Source organism: Sphingobium sp. TomTYG65 (assembly GCF_055395525.1).
Genome location: NZ_AP027330.1, coordinates 2752055 through 2770457, shown reverse-complemented (window position 1 = coordinate 2770457; position 18403 = coordinate 2752055). Strand labels below are relative to the sequence as shown.

15 protein-coding genes are annotated in these 18403 nt (G+C 61.3%); 10 read left to right on the top strand and 5 right to left on the bottom strand.

Annotated features, from left to right (window positions below; genetic code table 11):
* Together ACZ5Y5_RS13700 and ACZ5Y5_RS13695 are read left to right on the top strand one after the other, a co-directional pair.
* Positions 1–1041, top strand: coding sequence for an ATP-grasp domain-containing protein (locus tag ACZ5Y5_RS13700; RefSeq protein ID WP_464809141.1), 1041 nt, complete (start codon positions 1–3; stop codon positions 1039–1041).
* Positions 1025–1708, top strand: a complete 684-nt coding sequence (locus ACZ5Y5_RS13695; RefSeq protein ID WP_464809140.1) for an HAD family hydrolase — start codon at positions 1025–1027, stop codon at positions 1706–1708. The genes ACZ5Y5_RS13700 and ACZ5Y5_RS13695 overlap by 17 nt, the downstream gene beginning before the upstream one ends.
* Positions 1709–1721: 13 nt before the next feature.
* On the opposite strand, the gene ACZ5Y5_RS13690 is transcribed toward ACZ5Y5_RS13695, so the two are convergent.
* Positions 1722–2891 (bottom strand): glycosyltransferase family 4 protein, encoded by a 1170-nt coding sequence (locus ACZ5Y5_RS13690; protein ID WP_464809139.1) that lies wholly within the window; start codon positions 2889–2891, stop codon positions 1722–1724.
* A gap of 191 nt (positions 2892–3082) precedes the next feature.
* On the opposite strand from ACZ5Y5_RS13690, the gene ACZ5Y5_RS13685 reads away from it, so the two are divergent.
* The 4 genes from ACZ5Y5_RS13685 to ACZ5Y5_RS13670 are packed head-to-tail and all read left to right on the top strand — an operon-like array spanning position 3083 to position 7817.
* Entirely contained in the window at positions 3083–3928 is an 846-nt protein-coding gene (locus ACZ5Y5_RS13685; protein WP_464809138.1) for a hypothetical protein, read from the top strand.
* A 30-nt stretch (positions 3929–3958) separates the two neighbouring features.
* Positions 3959–5146, top strand: a complete 1188-nt coding sequence (locus tag ACZ5Y5_RS13680) for a glycosyltransferase (protein ID WP_464809137.1) — start codon at positions 3959–3961, stop codon at positions 5144–5146.
* On the top strand, positions 5146–6405 hold the full coding sequence (locus ACZ5Y5_RS13675; protein WP_464809136.1) for a glycosyltransferase family 4 protein: 1260 nt from the start codon (positions 5146–5148) through the stop codon (positions 6403–6405). The genes ACZ5Y5_RS13680 and ACZ5Y5_RS13675 overlap by 1 nt, the downstream gene beginning before the upstream one ends.
* Entirely contained in the window at positions 6399–7817 is a 1419-nt protein-coding gene (locus ACZ5Y5_RS13670) for a pectate lyase family protein (protein ID WP_464809135.1), read from the top strand. The genes ACZ5Y5_RS13675 and ACZ5Y5_RS13670 overlap by 7 nt, the downstream gene beginning before the upstream one ends.
* Before the next feature lie 16 nt (positions 7818–7833).
* Here ACZ5Y5_RS13670 and ACZ5Y5_RS13665 read toward each other — a convergent pair whose 3' ends face one another.
* The 4 genes from ACZ5Y5_RS13665 to ACZ5Y5_RS13650 all read right to left on the bottom strand — a co-directional run bounded on the left by ACZ5Y5_RS13665 (position 7834) and on the right by ACZ5Y5_RS13650 (position 13064).
* Positions 7834–8964 (bottom strand): outer membrane beta-barrel protein, encoded by a 1131-nt coding sequence (locus ACZ5Y5_RS13665; protein WP_464809134.1) that lies wholly within the window; start codon positions 8962–8964, stop codon positions 7834–7836.
* A 98-nt stretch (positions 8965–9062) separates the two neighbouring features.
* Positions 9063–9632, bottom strand: a complete 570-nt coding sequence (locus ACZ5Y5_RS13660) for a polysaccharide biosynthesis/export family protein (protein ID WP_464809133.1) — start codon at positions 9630–9632, stop codon at positions 9063–9065.
* 100 nt (positions 9633–9732) lie between these two features.
* Positions 9733–10968 carry a DegT/DnrJ/EryC1/StrS family aminotransferase gene (locus ACZ5Y5_RS13655; RefSeq protein WP_464809132.1) on the bottom strand — a complete coding sequence of 412 codons (1236 nt, stop codon included), beginning with the start codon at positions 10966–10968 and terminating at the stop codon, positions 9733–9735.
* Positions 10969–10982: 14 nt separating this feature from the next.
* Positions 10983–13064 carry a polysaccharide biosynthesis protein gene (locus ACZ5Y5_RS13650; RefSeq protein ID WP_464809131.1) on the bottom strand — a complete coding sequence of 694 codons (2082 nt, stop codon included), beginning with the start codon at positions 13062–13064 and terminating at the stop codon, positions 10983–10985.
* A gap of 604 nt (positions 13065–13668) precedes the next feature.
* Between ACZ5Y5_RS13650 and ACZ5Y5_RS13645 the strand changes: the two genes are divergently transcribed.
* From ACZ5Y5_RS13645 to ACZ5Y5_RS13630, 4 genes are all read left to right on the top strand, one after another.
* A complete protein-coding gene (locus ACZ5Y5_RS13645) occupies positions 13669–14469 on the top strand; it encodes a LuxR C-terminal-related transcriptional regulator (RefSeq protein WP_464809130.1) in 801 nt (266 codons plus the stop codon).
* Positions 14447–15439 (top strand): sulfotransferase family protein, encoded by a 993-nt coding sequence (locus ACZ5Y5_RS13640; RefSeq protein ID WP_464809129.1) that lies wholly within the window; start codon positions 14447–14449, stop codon positions 15437–15439. The genes ACZ5Y5_RS13645 and ACZ5Y5_RS13640 overlap by 23 nt, the downstream gene beginning before the upstream one ends.
* Positions 15440–15546: 107 nt before the next feature.
* Positions 15547–16875, top strand: coding sequence for an O-antigen ligase family protein (locus tag ACZ5Y5_RS13635; RefSeq protein ID WP_464809128.1), 1329 nt, complete (start codon positions 15547–15549; stop codon positions 16873–16875).
* A 13-nt stretch (positions 16876–16888) separates the two neighbouring features.
* Complete coding sequence (locus ACZ5Y5_RS13630) at positions 16889–18241, top strand: lipopolysaccharide biosynthesis protein (RefSeq protein WP_464809127.1); 1353 nt, start codon at positions 16889–16891, stop codon at positions 18239–18241.
* Positions 18242–18403: the final 162 nt, after the last annotated feature.

Here is an 18403-nt window from a genome sequence, read left to right as displayed (position 1 = left end):
ATGGATCTGGCCACGACAAGCCATAGAGAAGGCTCCGCACTATTGGGCACGGAGTTGGAGCAAGGGATGCCGGGCGGGCGGGCGCTGCACATGTTGCTGAGTTCGGCAGGCCGCCGGGTCAGCCTCATGCGCAGCTTTCGTGAGGCGGGGGGCATTCTGGGCGCGGACCTGACGATGGTCACATGCGACATGACGCCCGAATGGAGCCCCGCCTGCATAGAGGCGGACAAAGCCTTTGCAGCGCCTCCAGCGGAAAGCGCCGAGTTCATCCCGGCGATGCTCGACATCTGCAAAGCCGAGCAGATCGGACTGCTCGTGCCCACCATCGACACCGAATTGCTGGCCTATAGCGAGGCACGCGATCAGTTCAGCGCGATCGGTTGCCATGTCGCGGTGAGCGATGAGCCGATCGTGCAGATGGCGCGCGACAAGCTGGCGACAGCGAACTTCCTGGCTCAGGCGGGGCTCCCCTCTCCCCGCACCATTTCGCTGGAGGAGTTTGTGGGCGGCGGCGCGGAACTGGCGCTGCCACTGCTCGCCAAGCCGCGGCATGGCAGTTCCAGCCGCGGCATCATGATGGTGCATGATCGGGAACAGTTGCACGACCTCCAAAGGAGCGAACCCTATATTTTGCAGGAATATCTGCAGGGTCGTGAATTCACCATCAGCCTCTATTTCGATGGGGAGGGCACGTTGAAATGCGCCGTCCCTCATGAGCGGCTGCGGGTGCGTTCAGGTGAGGTGGAAAAGGGCGTAACGGTTCGCGATCCGGCGCTGCTGGATATCGCCTGGCAGCTCGGCCGCAGCCTCAAGGGCGCGCGGGGCGCTATGTGTTTCCAGGTGCGCATGGATGCGGGCGGCCAGCCCTCCATATTCGAGATCAATGCCCGTTTCGGCGGGGGCTATCCGCTGGCGCATCGGGCCGGGGCGAAGTTCGCGCGATGGATGCTGGAGGAACGGCTTGGGCTGCCAAGCACGGCGAGTGACGACTGGCAGGAAGGCGTGCTGATGCTGCGGTTCGACGATGCGGTCTTTGTCTGAGGCAGCAAGCCGGTTCGAGCGCGTGATCGTCTTCGACCTGGACGACACGCTCTATCTGGAACGCGACTATGTGTTGAGCGGCCTCAAGGCGGTAGGCCAATGGGCAGCGGCGGCGATGGGCATATACGGGCTCGGGCAGGTCATGCGCGACCGTTTCGATGCGGGTCGTCGCACGACGATATTCGACGACAGTCTGAAAGATGTCGGGATCGATGCGCAGCCCGCAGTGATAGCGCGCATGCTGGCCGTTTATCGGCAGCATCGCCCGGACATCCGCCTGGCCCCGGACGCGGAGCAGTTTCTGGGCAGGCGCGACGCTGCCACTGGGTTCGCGGTCATAACCGACGGGTTCCTCGATGCGCAAAGGCGCAAGATCAGGGCGCTGGACCTCTATGGCCACGGCATCCATATCGGGATTTGCACCGACAAGTGGGGCCGGGACTGCTGGAAACCCAATCCGCGCGCATTCGAGTATGTTGAGAAACTTTTTGGCCGATCGGGCGCGGCGCTGACCTATATCGCGGACAATCCGTCCAAGGACTTCACCGCCCCGCGCGCGCTTGGATGGAATACGGTACAGATCGTCCGGCCGGGACGGATACACGACTATGTGCACCGGCAGACAGTGCCAGCCGACAGGATGATCGAGACGCTGGAGCAGCTCTGAAAGTCTGAGCCGTTCAGGCGGCGGCGGCTTTCAGTGGGACGGTCCAAGCCTGAGCCGGCGCGAGCGCGTCGGTGGCCACATCCTCCCACTGACCCAATATGCTGTCTATGCTGAAACGCTTCGACGCGATCCGGGCGGCGTGGGACAATTGCGCACGGCGGTCGGGATCATCACAAAGCGACGCGATTGCCTCACCTAGCGCGGCGACGTCTCCATCCGGAACGAGGATGCCGCTGACATTATCGACGATCATTTCGCCGGGGCCCCAGTGACAATCAAAGGAAATGGTGGGCACGCCTGCCGCCATGGCTTCGCCAATGACGATCCCCCACCCTTCGAAGCGGGAGGACAGAATGAATATGTCCGCATCGCGCAGCCAGCCGCCATGTTCCTGCGTCACGCCTGGCATCACGACCCGCTCGCGCAGCCCCAATGCGTCGCGCTGCGCCTCCAGCGCGGCTCTTTCGGGCCCCTCGCCCCAAATCACGAGTGACCATTGAGGTACACGGTCGGCAACGCGTGCGAACGCGTTCAGCAGCAGGTCGAAGCCCTTTTGCGGCACCAGACGGCCCACAGCGACGATGTTGCGGCCGGGCGCACGATCGGGGTCCAGTTCGACCGGGGCGTAAGTCGGGTTGGGAATCACCCATTGGCGGCGACGCATTGACGGCGGAAACTGGTTCATCGCGCCCTGCGTCATCGTCACCAGGCCATGGGCCCGCGCATAGGCGTAGCGACGCAAGGCAGACCAGATGAGACCGGGCCGCTGCAGCACGGGATTGTTGCGTTCGGACACGATGACGGGAATGCCAAGCGGCCTTGCGGCCAGCACGCTGATGACATTCGTGCGCGTCAGGAAGCTGACAACCAGATCGGGCCTGGCGCCACGCAGAGCCGCGCGCAAAGCTGCGATTCTTTGAAACATGGCGGTGGCCGATTGCAGAAGGGGCATACGCCCCGGCGGGAAGCCGATCTGCGAAATGCGGACGGCGGGGTCGTGCGGATAATAGGGCTCGGTGCCCGGCTCTTCAAAGGCGAAGAGGCTGACTGTCCAGCCCTGGCGGCTGAAATGATTGCATAGCAGGCTGACAATATGTTCCGACCCGCCCGCACGCAGGCCGGCGAGGACGAAGGCGATATGCGGCTTGCCCGAGGGAGCGCTCGTCCGGACGAATGTCTTCATCCGGGCAGAATGCGGCGGGCAAATCCATGAATCCATGGCCATTCAGGATGATATCGGATGAACGGCCCGGTTGAACCAAGCGGCTTAGCCAGCATTGGGCCGCATCTCGCATTCGGGCTAATCCCTAATGGCCTGAGGCATAGCCAAGCGCCCAACTTCCTGATGTGCCAACAAATTGTAATTTCAGGTCTATGACCATCGCAGCTTCCCAATTCTTCTCGCGTGCGGCCGACACCCTGCCACAGCAGGTGGAGGATGCTTTTTTCAGTTCGATCAAGAATCCGAACAACACCTTCAAATGCACATGGGGCGGCCGGTTCGACGAGATCGACCACCGTCTGGTGCAGGCGATCAAGCAACGGCGCGCCGAGCTGAACGAACTGCTGGACATCGGCGTGTCGTCCGGAGCGACCACGCTGGACCTGTGCGACACGCTGCGCCGGGAAGGCTTTCGTCCACGCATCACCGGGACCGACTATACGATTCATGCCTGGATCGTGCCGCTGGGACGCAACTGTTCCGCCCTGCTGAACGAGGAAGGACAGTTGTTGCAGGCCGACCTGTTCGGCTGGTCGATGCGGCCCTGGCGGCGGCGCATGGATTATCTTACCGGCATGTGGCTGATGCGTCCGCTCCTGACCCGGATTCTCGGCAGAAGGGCGACGCGCAAGCTGCGCGAAGGGATCGGCGTCAGAAAAGTCGAACTGGTAAGTCCCAGGCTGCGTGATCATGACAGCATCACCGTGGTTCAGGACAATGTGCTGGTCGCGCGCGACACGTTCGCCAGGCGGTTCGATCTGATTCGGGCGGCGAACGTCCTCAACGAAAACTACTTTCCGAAAGGCGAACTGAAGCAGGCGGTCCAAAATCTCTGCACCTATTTGCGGGGACCGGGATCGATGCTCTTCATCATCCGGACGCTCCCTTCGGGCGAGCATCATGGGACGCTGTTCGCCTTGCGCGAAGAAGGCGCGCTGGAGGTAGTGGAAAGGATCGGCGCCGGGTCGGAGATCGAGGAACTGCTGGCGACCGCCTGACACCGCAATCGCCGAGTTTCAGGAGCGACTATGAAGATTGCCCATGTCATCACGGCCCTGAATGTCGGCGGCGCGGAAACGATGCTTGCTAAGCTGGTAGAGCATGAGCGTAGCCGGGGCGACATCAAGCCCTGCGTGATTTCGCTGATGACGCCGGGAGTTGGAGGCGACCGGATCCGCGCGAGCGGCCTGCCGCTTCATGGTTGCGGACTGGACGGTGCGCTGGCTCTGCCGGCCGCGCTGGCGCGGCTGCGCGCGATCATCGGGCGGGAACGGCCGGACATGGTCATGGCCTGGATGTATCATGCGCATCTGGCGGCAGTGTTGGGCACATCGCTGCAAGGGCGGTCCATTCCCCTGATCTGGAACGTGCGCCACAGCATCGCGGATCTGTCCCAGGAGAAACCCGCAACCCGCGCGATGGTGAGACTGGAAGCCCTCCTGTCCCGCGTGCCACGCCACATCATCTACAATTCGCATGCGGCCGCGCAACAGCATGAGCGTCTGGGCTTTTGCGCGGCGCGAACGACGGTCATCCCCAATGGGTTCGACTGCGCGCAGTTCCGGCCGGAAGCTGGAAGCCGCGAACGGCTGGTGCAGCAGCTGGGGATCGATCCGAACAGCTTGATCGTGGGCATGGCCGCCCGAAATCATCCCATGAAAGACCCCGCGACCCTGGTTGAAGCTGTCAGGATGGCGAGGGACGCGGGAACCGATATCCACCTGCTTTTGAGCGGCGAGGGCATGGACAAGCCCACTGGCGCTCTGGCGGCAGCGCTGCAGACCATCCCCGCCGATCGGGTCACACTCCGCGGCCATGACAAGGCGTTGGCGGAATGGGTGCCGGGCCTCGATCTACTGGTCCTGCCATCGGCCTGGGGCGAAGGGTTTCCCAACATATTGGGCGAAGCCATGTCCTGCGGCGTCCCCTGCGTCGCGACCGATGTCGGAGACAGCCGTTTCGTTATCGGCGACACGGGCCTCATCGTGCCGCCCCGCGATCCTGCAGGAATGGCGAAGGCCATCCTGGCGCTGGCTGAACTTGGCCCGGATGGCCGGCAAAGCCTTGGACAGGCCGCGCGGGAGCGCGTGCGGGAAGAATTTGCGATGGATAAGATCGGAGCGCTGTACACGGCGCTTTATGACAGCGTGGACGGAGCCGCCGCGCAGCAGCAAGGCCGATCCCAACCCGCGATCCGCCAGGCACAGGTGATGTGATGTTGCAGCATTTTCCCGCTACCGACGCTATGGCGCAACTGCCGCATCCGGTGAGCAGCGCTGCGCGAACGGCGGCTCCTGCGCGGATCTGCTTCCCCTTCGGGGGCGGCGCGGTGGGCGGGAGCCATATTTCGGCGATAAAGCTGATCCAGGGGCTCGACCGCACGCGCTTTACCCCCCTCATCGTGCTGCATTATGCCGACGGGCAGCTGGGGCAGCTGCTTCGTGCCGAAGGGCTGGATTACATCATCTTGCCGGAGCGGCGGTTCTTCGGCCAGTCGCGGGGCGTGCCCCAGACCGGAGGAGCAGCGTCCTTTCTGAGCGCCTGTGTCGATCAATGGCGTCTTGCCCGCTTTCTCAAGGGGCACGGCGTCAAGATCGTGCACAGCAATGAGGGCGCGATGCATATTTCATGGGCGCTTCCCGCCCGGCTGGCGGGGGCGAGGCTGCTCTGGCACCATCGCGGCATGCCAGACGCGCGTGGCGTGCGCTTCCTGGCTCCTGTCATTGCCGACAGGATCGTGGGCGTGTCGCAGTTCGCCTTGTCGGAAGTGCGCCGGGGACAGAGAGCTGCGCGCAAGACGGAGGTCGTTTACAGCCCGTTCGACACAGACGCCGATCCGATCGACAAGGCGGAGGCGCACCGCTCCCTCATCGCGGAATTGGGCGTCGATCCGCAAACCAGGCTGGTCGGCTTCTTCGGCAATCTCGTCGAGCGCAAGCGGCCTATGCTGTTCGTGGAGACTGTCGCCCGCATGGCGGAGAAGCGGCCGACGCTCCCCTTCATGGGATTGATGTTTGGTTCCGCGCTAGAGCCAGGGGTGGAGGACCAGTTGATGGAGCGGGCACATGCGCTAGGCGTCAGCGACCGGCTGCGCCTCATGGGGTTTCGCTATAATTCCGCCGAGTTGATGGCGGCATGCGACATTCATGCCGTGCCCGCGATCGACGAACCCTTTGGCCGGTCATTGATCGAAGCGATGCTGCTCGGCACGCCGGTGGTTGCGGCGGCATCCGGAGGCAATCTGGAAGCCATCGAACAGGGGGTCACCGGCCTGCTGTCCGTCGCTGACGATCCCGCCGCGATGGCCGACGCGATCTTGCAATTGCTCGACGCGCCGGATCAAGCCGCGGCAATTGCCACGGCGGCGTTGAATGATGCCACCCAGCGCTATGGGGCCGATCGCCATGTTGCGCAGATCAGCGCGATCTATCACTCGCTCCTTGGCTCAGCCACCATGGCCGATCAGCCATGGTAAACCATAACACCACCACGCTCCTCTGCGCCGGGATTGCCGCGCTTCTGGTGACTCCCTTTATCGCGACGGCGGATTGGGGAGGGAGCCAAAGCGAAGATCGCGGCTCGGCAGATTTCAGCGGGTCATCCGTGCTTCCGGATGTTCCCGGCGTAGATGCCTTCCCCGGTGCAGAAGGCTTCGGCCGCCGCGCCCGTGGGGGACGGGGGGGCGCCATCATCCCGGTCACCACATTGGCCGATAATGGCCGCGGCTCGCTGCGCGCCTGCATAGAGGCCAAAGGACCGCGAACTTGCATCTTTCGCGTGAGCGGCGTGATCCGCTTCACTTCCAGACGGCCGCTTATCCGTAATCCCTATATCACCATCGCTGGGCAGACAGCTCCTGGCGGCGGCATCCTCATCACGCATGCTGGCGGGCCGGAAGGCTATACGCCGATCGTGGCCGAGGGCACCCACGACGTCATCATAAGGGATATCCGCGTTCGCACCGACCTGAACGGCGCCCATCGGGGAAGCAATGGGTCCTTCCTCTACAAGAACAGCCGCAACATCATTTTCGATCATGTCAGCGGCGCCTGGGCGCTCGACCAGATCATGAGCGGCTATGCCGACAACGACAATATCACCATCTCCAATTCGATCTTCACCCAGGGCGTGCCACGGCATGACAAATGCGCACTGCTCGCCTCAGACCCGAAAAATGCGCAGAAGCTCAGCTTCATCGGCAATTTGTGCGCGCATAATGGAGATCGCAATCCAGACGTGAACTTCCCGCCACATTCCTGCGTGGAGATAATCAACAACGTCTTCTACAACGGCTCATCACAATTTACCGAAGTGCATGAAACCTTTGGTGGGACGCCCGTGAACATCATCGGGAACTATTATAAGAAAGGCCCCAACAGCAAGGCCGTCATTCCCGCTATCGACCGCGTCCTGGTAGCCAGTACGGGAGAATCGAAGATCTTCGCTGCCGACAACAAGCTGGACCATGTCAAAGTCATGGCGACCAGTCCGGCGCAGGCCGCCATGGCGGCGCAACCGGTATGTCCATTGAGCACAAGGGTCATGTCGGCCGAAAAGGCCTATGCCAAAGTGCTGAGCCAGGCGGGCGCCTTTCCGCGCGACTCCCTGGACCTGCGCACAGTGGCGGAGGTAAGGGAACGCACCGGGGCGATCCTGCGCGACCCCGCCGACCTCAGCGGTCCGCGCTCCTTGCCAACCATCGCACCCGGCACGCCCTATGTCGATCTGGACGAGGACGGCATGGCCGACAGCTGGGAACGCGCCCATGGCATGAACCCGATGCGGAACGATGCGTGGCAGGACGTCGACCATAATGGCTGGTCGAACCTCGACGAGTTCCTGGACTTCGCGCATCGGGAACGGGTCGCAGGACGCGAGGTGCGCTGACCCTGCGGCAGTCAGGTCAATATCGGAACCGGATCTCCGCTCCCAAAATACTGCGGTCGAAATCGTCCAGGGCAACCGTGCTGTTGCGATTGGCGATGCGGCCAGTGATCGCGAAAGCAAGATTGCGGTTCATCAGATATTCCAGCTCAAGCAGCCCGGCGATCGTGCGCTCATGCTGAGAGCTGCCGATGAAGCTGCTGCGCCGATAGATCACCGCGCCTTGCCAGCGAAGATTATGATAGATTTCGTTCTGGAAACCGAGCCGAAGCCGCGTATCGGTACGCGCCTGCGCGCCCGACCTGACTGTCGCCACGTCGCCACGGAAACCATCGAGCGTTATGACCCAGCGCGGCGAGGGCGTGTATGTCAGCGACGCTGAGACGGACAGGCCCGTTCTGGAATCCTGCGTCGCGGCGTCCGGTTCGAAGCGGAAAACGCCGACCGCCGCTTCGCCGCTGATCAGTCCGCCCGGCTCGAACGAAACGCCTCCGCGCGCGCCATAGGTCTTTGAATCGCGATCTATTCCCGAAGCGTCCACCGGCAGCCTGAAGTCACGGGCCGTGATGAAGATTTCACCAAAGGTCGTGACGATGCCGCTGACACGATAGCCGACGCGCGCGGAACCGGAATATTGATCATAGTCGCGCTCAGCATCGACCGATCGCAGCGCGTTATTGTGAAGCACGCCGCCTTTGAGGCCAAGGGTGATGCGAGCGCCTTCATGCGTGTAGCCAAGCTCGCCACGGAACTGATCATATCGGCGCGGACCGATATTGGTGTTGTTCAATCCTTCAGGTTCGCCCCGTTCCTCTACCAGCCTCACCCAGCCGGCCTGGCCGCTGATGCTGTCGCTGCCCGATAGCTTGAACACGCCGTTAAGCCCAATGGAGCCGGATTCCGAATTCTCCGTTTGTTTATCGAAATAACGGCGCACTACCGCGCGGGCCTGCAAGCCCAGGTCCAAACTATCATCCTTCATCTGCAGGTTCACCCAGGGTGAAGCGGTGAACCGCATATCGTCTATTTCGTTGGACGGCAGTGCGTAGATGTTGGAGTCATATTCCAGCCGCGCATCCGCCCCGATGAAGGCCGCAATCCGCCCGAGCTGAATAGGCACGGGATCATATTCGGATGGCGCCTCCAACAAGGGAGTCGCCCGGTCGAGTTCTTGCGCCGACGCTGGAGAGACCAAGGCGGCAGTGGCTACCGCTCCGCACGAAAGAAAAGAAACCAGACGAGCAGAGATCAGAACCATTTTTCCACCACCTTGATAGTATCGCCAGGTTGAACGGGAGTGCTTTCAAAAGCTTTGGCCGTCGTCGCCTGGCCATTGACTTGGCGAATAATCGCCACGGTGCCGCGATTGGCGCGGAAGGTGAAGCCACCCGCAACCGAAACGGCGGTCACCACTGTCATGCCGGGGCGGTAAGGATATTCGCCCGGGCTGCGCACCTCGCCAAGAACATAGATAGGCCGGAGCTTCACAGGCTGTACGCTGACCGCTGGGGACACCATCAACCTTTTTTCCACGAGCTGGGCGGCGATGCGCTGCTCAAGTTCCGGAATGGTCGATCCGCTCGCCGGGATGCCGCCCACAAGCGGAACTGTAAGCTCGCCTCGGTCATTGACCACGAAAGCCATGCCGTTTTCGACTTCGGTCAGACCCGGGATGATGATGCGCAGTTCGTCGCCCGGCGCGAGCCTATATTGATTGGCGTTGGCGGTTGACACCGCCGGAAGGCCCGACACGGAACCAGTGCAAGCGGTCATCAGGCTGAAAAGCAGCGAAAGACCGATGATAGGAAGAAAGCGCATGATCATCTCCCCTTCCTCTGCAGCAATGCTCTAAGGCATTTCTGCTGTTTCAGAACAGCAACGAAATAAAGTCAATCGGAATTGCTTGGCCTCCCTGATTTCATGGCCCGCAGCCTGCTCGGTTCAAAGCTTTCAGCAATATGTCAGCCATGAAATTCATCGCCCCCTCTCCTAATAAATGATCGACCGGAAGCATGAGGCTGCGTTCGCCCACTTCGGCTGCAACCGGAAGAAGACGGGTGTTGGGATGAGCGCTGTTGCGCACAGCCAGTTCCCGCGACATGTCGGGGCAAGAGCCGCTGCCCGCAGCTATGCCGTTGGAGACGAGTTCTGCGATGATTTCAGACCTGTCCTCCCCTGGCGCGAACCCTTCCAGGTTCAGCATCAGGTAGAATTTATAATAGGCATGCTCCACGCCCTCGGGAACTTTGGGCAGGTGGATCAGGGGATGCCCGCCGAGCCGCCGCCGCAACAATGCGGCGTTGCTGCGCCGCTGCCTGAGCCACGCCGGCAGCTTGCGCAGCTGCACGCGCCCGATCGCCGCCTGCATCTCGGTGAGCCGCCAGTTGGTGCCGTAGCTTTCATGAACATAGCGGAACGCGTGTCCCGACGATGGTGCGGAGAGAAGCGAGACATTCTTGCCATGATCTTTATAGGCCCATGCCCGCCGCCAGTGCGCGGCGTCCCGGAGCAGCAGCATGCCCCCTTCCCCGCCCGTGGACATGATCTTGTCGGTGCAGAAGGAAAAGGCAGCCGCATCACCGAATGAGCCCACCTTCCTGCCTCCGATCGTCGCCCCATGAGCCTGCGCACAATCTTCGACCAGGGCCAGTCCGTGCGCGTCTGCGATGGTACAGAGCGCATCCATGTCGCACGGCCATCCCGCAAGATGCACGCAAAGGATGGCCCTGGTGCGTTCGGTGATCAGTGACTTGACGGCAGCCGGGTCGATTGTGTGGCTTTCCGCGTCGATGTCGGCGAACACCGGCACCGCTCCCGCCGCGACCACAGCCGACGCGCTGGCGAAAAAGCTGCGAGCCGGGACGATGACCTCGTCTCCCTCGCCGATGCCGAGAGCGCGGAAGGCGAGCTCCAACGCAAGCGTCCCGTTGGCGAGCGAAATGGCGTGGGGCATGCCGCAATAGTCCGCAAATTCCCGTTCGAAGGCGCGGCACTCGTCACCATGCACGAGCGAGTTCACCCGGCCGCTCGCCAGCACGCGAACCACAGCATCAATCTCGTCCTGCTCATATTGCGGCCAGCGCAGATCAATTGCTGGCGCATACTGGGCTTGTGGCAAAGCGACAGCCAGTTGTGGCTCGATCATTTGTTTCATGTCATTCCCCAGGGTCATTCATTCGCCGCCTTGCCGACAACATCGATCTCGCGCGTCATTTCGCGCAGCGTCCTGGCCCAGGTGGATTGCGCGGGCGCCCGCAACAGCTCCTTCATCAAGTCGCGCACGCCTTCCTCATCACAGGCGGCGATGAGGTGCGACAATTCCGAGAAGGCCTGGACCAGCTTTTCCAGCGGAACCGGGCATGGCGTGGCTTCGATGACGCCGGGGATCGATGAACGGGCGCGCTCCTCAGTGGCGTCGAACAGTTCCTCGTAAAGCTTTTCGCCCGGCCGCAAGCCGACAAACTGAATGGGAACATCGATATCGGGACGCAGCCCGGCGAGGCGGATCATCCGCCGGGCGATGTCCACGATCTTGATCGGTTCACCCATGTCCAGGACGAAGATCGTGCCACGATCGATCTTCGCTTCCATGGCGCGCGCGCTGCTTTGCAAGATCAGCTGTACCGCCTCTCCAACGGTCATGAAGTAACGCTCGATCTCGGGATGCGTGACGGTCAACGGCTTGCCGGCGGCCATCTGCTGCTGCAACAGCGGGACCAGCGATCCGCTGGACCCCAGCACATTGCCGAAACGCACGGTCATGAAGCGGGGGCTGTCGGGATCACACTGACCGATCAGGTCCAGCGCCTGGCAGTAAAGTTCACCCAGCCGCTTCGTCGCGCCCATGACGCCGACGGGATTGACGGCCTTGTCCGTCGAAACCTGGATCATGGCGAGCGCGCCATGCGCACAGACGGCGTCGGCGACATTGCGCGTGCCAAGCACGTTCGTGTGGGCTCCTGCGCACGGATTGCCCTCGACAATCGGCACATGCTTGAGCGCTGCGGCATGGAAGACGATTTCCGGCTGATGACGCGCGAACACATCTTCAACCGCCGATCGCTCGCGGATCGAGCAGAGTTCGGGGCGGCAGACGATGTCCGGGAACAGGTCCCTGACCTGCATCTCGATCGTGTAGAGATTGAACTCGCTATGATCGAGAAGGACGATCTCGGCAGGCTTGAAAGTCGCGATCTGCCGGACAAGTTCCCCGCCGATCGTTCCTCCCGCTCCCGTCACCAGGACGCGGCGGGAACGGATCAGCCGGTCAACGATATTGCGTTCGAGCGAGACTTCCGGCCTGCCCAGCAGATCCGCCAGCTCGAAACGCTTGATCTCGATGCGGGGCTCACCGCCTTCGCTCCGTTGCAGATCATTGGCGCTTGCGACGATCAGATCACATTGGTCCGCCAGCTTTGCCAGATGAGAAAAGGCGCGCCGCGGCATGGATTTGTCGCCGCGAATGACAAGACTTTCTGGCTTGAGGCGTTTGAGGGCGAGCGTTTCGACAATCTCCGGCAGCTTGTCGGGGGAGCCGAGCACGGGAACGCCCGCCACCTGCAACCGCGTCTCGCGGCCGTCGAAGGTCAGCGCACCCACCACATTGTAACGGCTTTCCCGCTCCGCTCTCAGCATCTCCACCGATGAGCGGATCCACTCCAGTTCACCGAGCAGCAGGATATTATGGCTGTTTTCGGGCGCCATCATGCGGCCGCGCGCAAATTCACGCAGGCCCCGCCGCAGCGTGCGAACGCTGATCATCGTGACCAGCAACAGCGCGGTATGAAGAAGAGCAAAGCCCAAAGCGTCGAGCGGGGCGGATCTGATCCTGACCGAGAGGATCAAGCAAATCGACCACCCCGCTGCCATCCCGCCCAAGACGGCTGTCGAAATCGCTATGCCGTCGCCGAAGGACAGAAAGCGCCAGCTGCGCCAGTAAAGGCCAGTTAGGCAAATGGTGAACACCGCCGTCAGGCTGAAGAACAGCATGAGGCTGGGCCTGTGGTAAAAGGCGTCGGAAACGGCGCCAGGAATCGCCAGCACGACAAGAAGCAGCGTCAGGAGAACGAGCGCCCCATCGATGAGCATCAGGGCGGCGAAACGTGCCGGGGCTGGAAAGCCGGTGGGCCGCGTCAGCAAGTCATGCAGCAAAATGGCCCATAGCGGACCGCCATCGGCAAGCTTCTTCCGTCTTTCCACAAGCTCATCGAAATAAGGTTCGGATGCTGCCGGCGAAGTGCTCACTGCCATGATAACCCCTTGCGCGGTCGAAAACGTCTGGTTTGACCGGCGCGCGGCTGGATGAAGCGAACAAATATTCGTCGCGCATACAGTAGCGTCATGGTCAGTTGGCTTGCGTGAAAGCCTAGCGACTTGGTCAGGGGCCGCAATGAACCAGACAGCTATCATCCCTTGTCGCAAAGTTCCGTGGCAAGATAGCTGAATGGGATCATTCAGGCCGTCCCCAGCGCTCCTGCGGACGTTCCATATGGGGAAGAACTACATCTTCAGGGTAATTGACAGGCGCACGCCGGATTTAAGGGCGATGGACCAATGCCGGACGCGCCGTTCGCCGACTCGGAAGAAAAGCGGCTGTGAAAACTGCTGCGCCTGACCAATCGGGAAACAAAGGTGCGGAAACGGGTATAAGCCGGTCTCGATGTAACTCAAAGAGTTAGGTCGGGATCATATCATCAGAGATCAATGTAGATCAATTTTTCAATCAGATGAGACACTTGTTGAAGTTCCGATATATGCTACTGTTCCCCGACACAAAAAATTTGGTCGCAATATTCCAGTAACTTCATGTTTCGACGCATTACGGCTCGCCGTGATACTGAACGGAGTGACGGGTATGACGACGACCTCCGATGTTGCGCTTGTCGGGTGCAACTCCATAGCCAGCGAAAGCCTTAAGCGTCTTCTTTCCGAAGCGCACCGCCGGATCATCTATGCCGGACCTTCCATAGAGGAACTTCGCGGCGAAGATTCCGATTGCGCGGCATTCCTGCTGATCCTGATGGAGGACCAGCAATTAAAATGGGACGACGCCGCTTTGGCCGCCGCGCACCATCGGCATCCGATGGCGAAGATCGTCATTCTGGCGACCGAGTTCGACTATGACGCCATGCTGGGCGCGTTCCGGGCCGGGGTTCAGGGATATCTGACCAACGATCTGCCTTGGGAAAGGCTGGCCGGCTATCTCGACCTGATCGCCTTTGGGGAAAAAATCTTCCCGTCTCAGCTCGCGGACCGGCTGATTGGCGAGAATATCGATGGCGTCGCTGGGTGCAACGCGGCAACAATCGACTCCGCCAATTTGTCTGCGCGCGAAATGGAAATACTCCAGCGGCTCATCAGCGGCCTGCCCAACAAGATCATCTCGCGGCAACTCACCATCAGCGAAGCGACGGTGAAGGTCCACGTCAAGGCCGTGCTGCGGAAGCTGGGGGTGGCCAACCGCACCCAGGCGGCGATCTGGGCGGCGGCGCAGGGCTTGCAGCCGCTGGGTCCGGCCAGCGCAGGCGCAACGTCCGAAAGGACGGCCGCCGCCGCGCGCGGCTATCGTGCCGTGATCGATGACGGGGCTTTCCAGCCAGCAGCAAGCGCCGTGTTAGGAAAGGGTAATGTGAATGGACATGCTGCTCGCGCATGACAGCGCACAGGATTTCAGTTCCAACGGCCATTTGACGTCCGACGAGAGTTCAAACACGGCCGAAACAAAGCCGATAAAGATAATCTACATCTGCGGCTATGGGCGCAGCGGCTCAACATTGCTCGATATATTGCTCGGACAACAGCGGTCCATGTTCGGCGCGGGCGAGATTATCGGCCTCAGCCAACATGTCTATCTGAACGATGAATATTGCGCCTGTGGCGAGCGGGTAAGCAGCTGTTCCTTCTGGCGGCCCGTCGTCGAACAATGGCAGGCTGATCAGCCGCCTGGCTTTATCGAAGAATTCCGGCGCTCCCAGTGGAAGGTGGGTACCGTGTTCAGCCCCCGAAGGTGGTTCGGCGGCCGCGATCTCGACGCATTTTCCGATCATACCGCACGGCTGATGCGGCTCATGGCTGACCGGTCCGGAAAGGCCGCGATCGTCGATTCATCGAAGTGGCCGGGGCGCGGCATGGCCTTGGCCAAGATCAAAGGCGTCGATCTTCATGTCGTCCACCTCGTCCGCGATGTTCGGGGCGTGGCATGGTCCCTTTCCAAAGCTTATGAAGCGGACGCGGCAAAGGGATTGCAACGGGTTATCGTGCCAAAGCCGCTCCTCTACAGCGCGGCGCGCTGGGCCTATGTCAATCTCGCCGCGGAATGGCTGTGCCGCAGGGTCGGGCCCGCCAAATATCTGCGTATCCGCTATGAGGATGTCGCGGCCGATCCGGTTGGCAGCCTTAGGCGCATCGCGTCGCTCGCTGGCCTGGCGTTGGATACGCGCGATTTCGAAACTGGCGCGTTCAACCCCGCTCATCAGGTGGCGGGAAACCGGCTGCGGATGCAGAGGGAAATCCGCGTAAAGAGCGATGATTCATGGCAAAAGGAGATGCCCGAGCGGAAGCGGAAGCTGCTGACCCGGACATGTGGTTTCCTGCTGAAGCGCTATGGATACCCAATGGGCGTATAGCGCTGCTCCTTATGAATAAAGTGCTGAAATTATGTGCAATGGACTAAGCTGAACCAGCTTTGCATGCTGCTGACGAACCATTGCCAATGGCCGGCCGGAGCGCGGACGTGCAGACAGACTATCATCAGGCAGCGAGGTTCGCTGCGACCGCCAGCGGCCCCGTCAATGACATGCGCGGCCTGACACAGAATCGGACGGACGAGCTGCACCGGTGGGAGTTCACCCTGCTGCAAGCCGGAGTGTTCTTCGCCCCCTATGTCGCCTTGCACCCGCCTAGCCTTTATTTCACCCTGGCTGACGGTTTCTTTCTGGGCGCCTTTCTGTTGCGCCTCTCCACAGGCCGTCTGGCGCGTCCCTTCGCCGAGCTTACATGGATGTGGCTATTCGGCCTGCTGCTGCTAACGGGTGGCCTGTTCCTGGGCAGCATCTTCAAGGGCGACATGGCGCGCTGCCTGACGCTCCTTTCCCAATATTTCTTCGCCTATCTCATCGTCCCCCTGGTTCTGCTTCGCCGGTCTGAGAAGGAAGTGATCAGGCTGATCAAATGCGGGGTTTGGGGAATGGCGATCATGTGCGCGATCGGCATCGTCATCTACATGTCCGGCTATACCAGTCTGGCGAAGGGCCAAATGCAGCTGGTGACCGGCGGCAGGCGCCTGTCGGGTTTCGTCGACAATCCCAATGCCATGGCGGTGCTGACCGTCATGTCCATGCCCCTGCTCTGGTTCCTGCTGCTGTCGCGTCAGATGAAGCCGATTGTCGCGCTGCCCTGCATGGGGCTGCTGGTCGTAGGCGTCATCCTGACAAGTTCCAACACCGGGCTTTACAGCATGATCGCCGCGACGCTGATCTTCTTCGCCGGTCGCCGCAACTTCAAGACGCTGATAACGGTGGCTCTGCTTGGCGGCTCTGTGTTGATGTTTGGCCAGGATTATTTGCCCAAGACTTTCCAGGCGCGCGTCCTTTCCGCGCTGGATTCCGGAGACATATCTGCGGCCGGGACCTTCGAGCATCGGCAGGAGCTGAATATGGAGGCTCTGGGCATGGCCGATAACAACCTCATCATCGGACTGGGCGCGGATCAGTATCGCTACACCAGCCAGTACGGCCTGCCGGTTCACAACACTTATCTGCTGCTTTTGAACGAAGGAGGCGCGCTTTCCCTGCTGGGCTACCTTGTCATTCTGGCGGTGCCGATCGTCGCGGGAGTAGCTGCCCGCCGATTGCCTTATGGCAAGCTCATATTGTTGACGACGGTGACTGCGGTGGTCGTCTTCGCCAATGCCACCATGGGCGTCGCGCATGTCTATGGCCGGGCCTGGTTCCTGTTCATCTATCTCGCGGTCAGCCCGGCCCTGATCTGGAATAGCGCCAGAAACCATCCGATCGGAGGCCGAAGACCCCCTGGCGCCGCCTTCCCACCCTTGAAAGCCTGAGGAATTTTATTGCATGCGGATCATCACATCCGTGCTGAACGGGCCGATGGGCCGCCGGTTGATCAACATCGGCCACATGCTGACCGGCAATTTCGTCAATCTGGGCGTTATGCTGATCAGCGTCGCCATCGCCGCGCGAGGGCTGGGTCCGGAAAAATGGGGATCAATGGTGATCGTGCTCGCGCTGGCCAGCACGATCGAACGGCTGATCCGTTTTGAATCCTGGCAACCGCTGATCAAATTTGCGGCCGAGGAGGAGAATGAGGCCGATCCCGTGCGCATGGCGCGCCTATATGGATATGGCCTACTGCTCGACATCACCACCGCTACGCTCTCTGCCTTCTTGCTCATCTGCATCGCAGCGGCCATCGCACCTGCCCTTGGCATCAAGGGAGTACCCTTGGATGTGGCGGCGATCTACGCGGTCGCGATGCTGTTCAGGGTGGTTGGCGCGCCCGGTGCCGCGTTGCGGCTGGACGGACGATTCCGGGAAGTCGCCTACTCGCAGATCCTGTCGAACATCCTGCGAGCCATATTGGCGGTATTTTGCCTTTTGGTGGGGGCAGGGGTGATCGGGTTCATCCTGGCGTGGACGGTTGCCGAAGTGTTCAACAGCCTGCTTTTCCTCTGGCTCGGCTACAAAGCATTGAAGCGTCAAAATATACCCTCTCCGCTGTCAGTCTCCCTGCGCGGCCTTCGGAAGGATTTTCCGACTTTCCTATCATTCGCCTGGACGGTCAATCTATCCACAACCCTCCGAACGCTCACCCATGAAGCAGACGAACTGCTCGTGGGAGCTCTTGCGGGTCACGGCGCTGTGGGCATGTACAATCTCGCAAAGCGCGTCGCAAAACTGGGGCAGCAGATCGGAGCGCAGATCCAGACGGTGCTTTACCCCGAACTTGCCCGCATGTGGCAGAGCGGCAATTACGGCACCTTCCGTTCCACCATCTTCAACACCCAGCTGTTGTTGAGCGGAACAGGGGTTGTCATCGCATTTATCACCTGGTTCTTCGGAGAATGGCTGCTCCGGCTCGGGCCGGGCGAGGAATATGTCGCCGCCTTCCCGTTGCTGATGAGCCAGGTCATCGCTGTCCTGTTCATCATGCACTCGATCCCGGCAAAGAGCGCATTGCTCTCCATGGGCCAGCCCAAGCGGGTTCTTCAGATATTCGCGCTTAGCACAGTCCTCTTCTATGCGATCGCGGTGCCCGGCGTCAGCTATTTCGGGCCGGCCGGCGCCAGCGCCGCGCACATCGCCCTGGCCGTTGTGACGGCGATCCTGCTGGACATCGCCTGGATCACGCATAGCAAAGTTCGGCCGAACGCCGACCCACGGACGGTCGAGCAGATGCCCGCGGAATAAGACCGGGCTGGATCGACGGTTTCCCTTCAGCGCCGCCTGAACCCCTTCCACCATGTGTTATCCGTCAGGGCTTTGGCGCCCCTGTTCTGATGGCGACCGCTACAACGGAGCGCATCGCCATCACGCGGCAAGACGTGCCCTACCTTTGAGGGTGGCGCGATG

Bases quoted from the DNA above. Each gene is read 5' to 3' on its own strand.
- ACZ5Y5_RS13630 (WP_464809127.1), top strand. From the start codon at position 16,889: ATGCGGATCATCACATCCGTGCTGAACGGGCCGATGGGCCGCCGGTTG.
- ACZ5Y5_RS13690 (WP_464809139.1), bottom strand. From the start codon at position 2,891: ATGAAGACATTCGTCCGGACGAGCGCTCCCTCGGGCAAGCCGCATATC.
- ACZ5Y5_RS13650 (WP_464809131.1), bottom strand. From the start codon at position 13,064: ATGGCAGTGAGCACTTCGCCGGCAGCATCCGAACCTTATTTCGATGAG.
- ACZ5Y5_RS13680 (WP_464809137.1), top strand. From the start codon at position 3,959: ATGAAGATTGCCCATGTCATCACGGCCCTGAATGTCGGCGGCGCGGAA.
- ACZ5Y5_RS13645 (WP_464809130.1), top strand. From the start codon at position 13,669: ATGACGACGACCTCCGATGTTGCGCTTGTCGGGTGCAACTCCATAGCC.
- ACZ5Y5_RS13695 (WP_464809140.1), top strand. From the start codon at position 1,025: ATGCGGTCTTTGTCTGAGGCAGCAAGCCGGTTCGAGCGCGTGATCGTC.
- ACZ5Y5_RS13675 (WP_464809136.1), top strand. From the start codon at position 5,146: ATGTTGCAGCATTTTCCCGCTACCGACGCTATGGCGCAACTGCCGCAT.
- ACZ5Y5_RS13670 (WP_464809135.1), top strand. From the start codon at position 6,399: ATGGTAAACCATAACACCACCACGCTCCTCTGCGCCGGGATTGCCGCG.
- ACZ5Y5_RS13700 (WP_464809141.1), top strand. From the start codon at position 1: ATGGATCTGGCCACGACAAGCCATAGAGAAGGCTCCGCACTATTGGGC.
- ACZ5Y5_RS13640 (WP_464809129.1), top strand. From the start codon at position 14,447: ATGGACATGCTGCTCGCGCATGACAGCGCACAGGATTTCAGTTCCAAC.
- ACZ5Y5_RS13660 (WP_464809133.1), bottom strand. From the start codon at position 9,632: ATGCGCTTTCTTCCTATCATCGGTCTTTCGCTGCTTTTCAGCCTGATG.
- ACZ5Y5_RS13655 (WP_464809132.1), bottom strand. From the start codon at position 10,968: ATGAAACAAATGATCGAGCCACAACTGGCTGTCGCTTTGCCACAAGCC.
- ACZ5Y5_RS13685 (WP_464809138.1), top strand. From the start codon at position 3,083: ATGACCATCGCAGCTTCCCAATTCTTCTCGCGTGCGGCCGACACCCTG.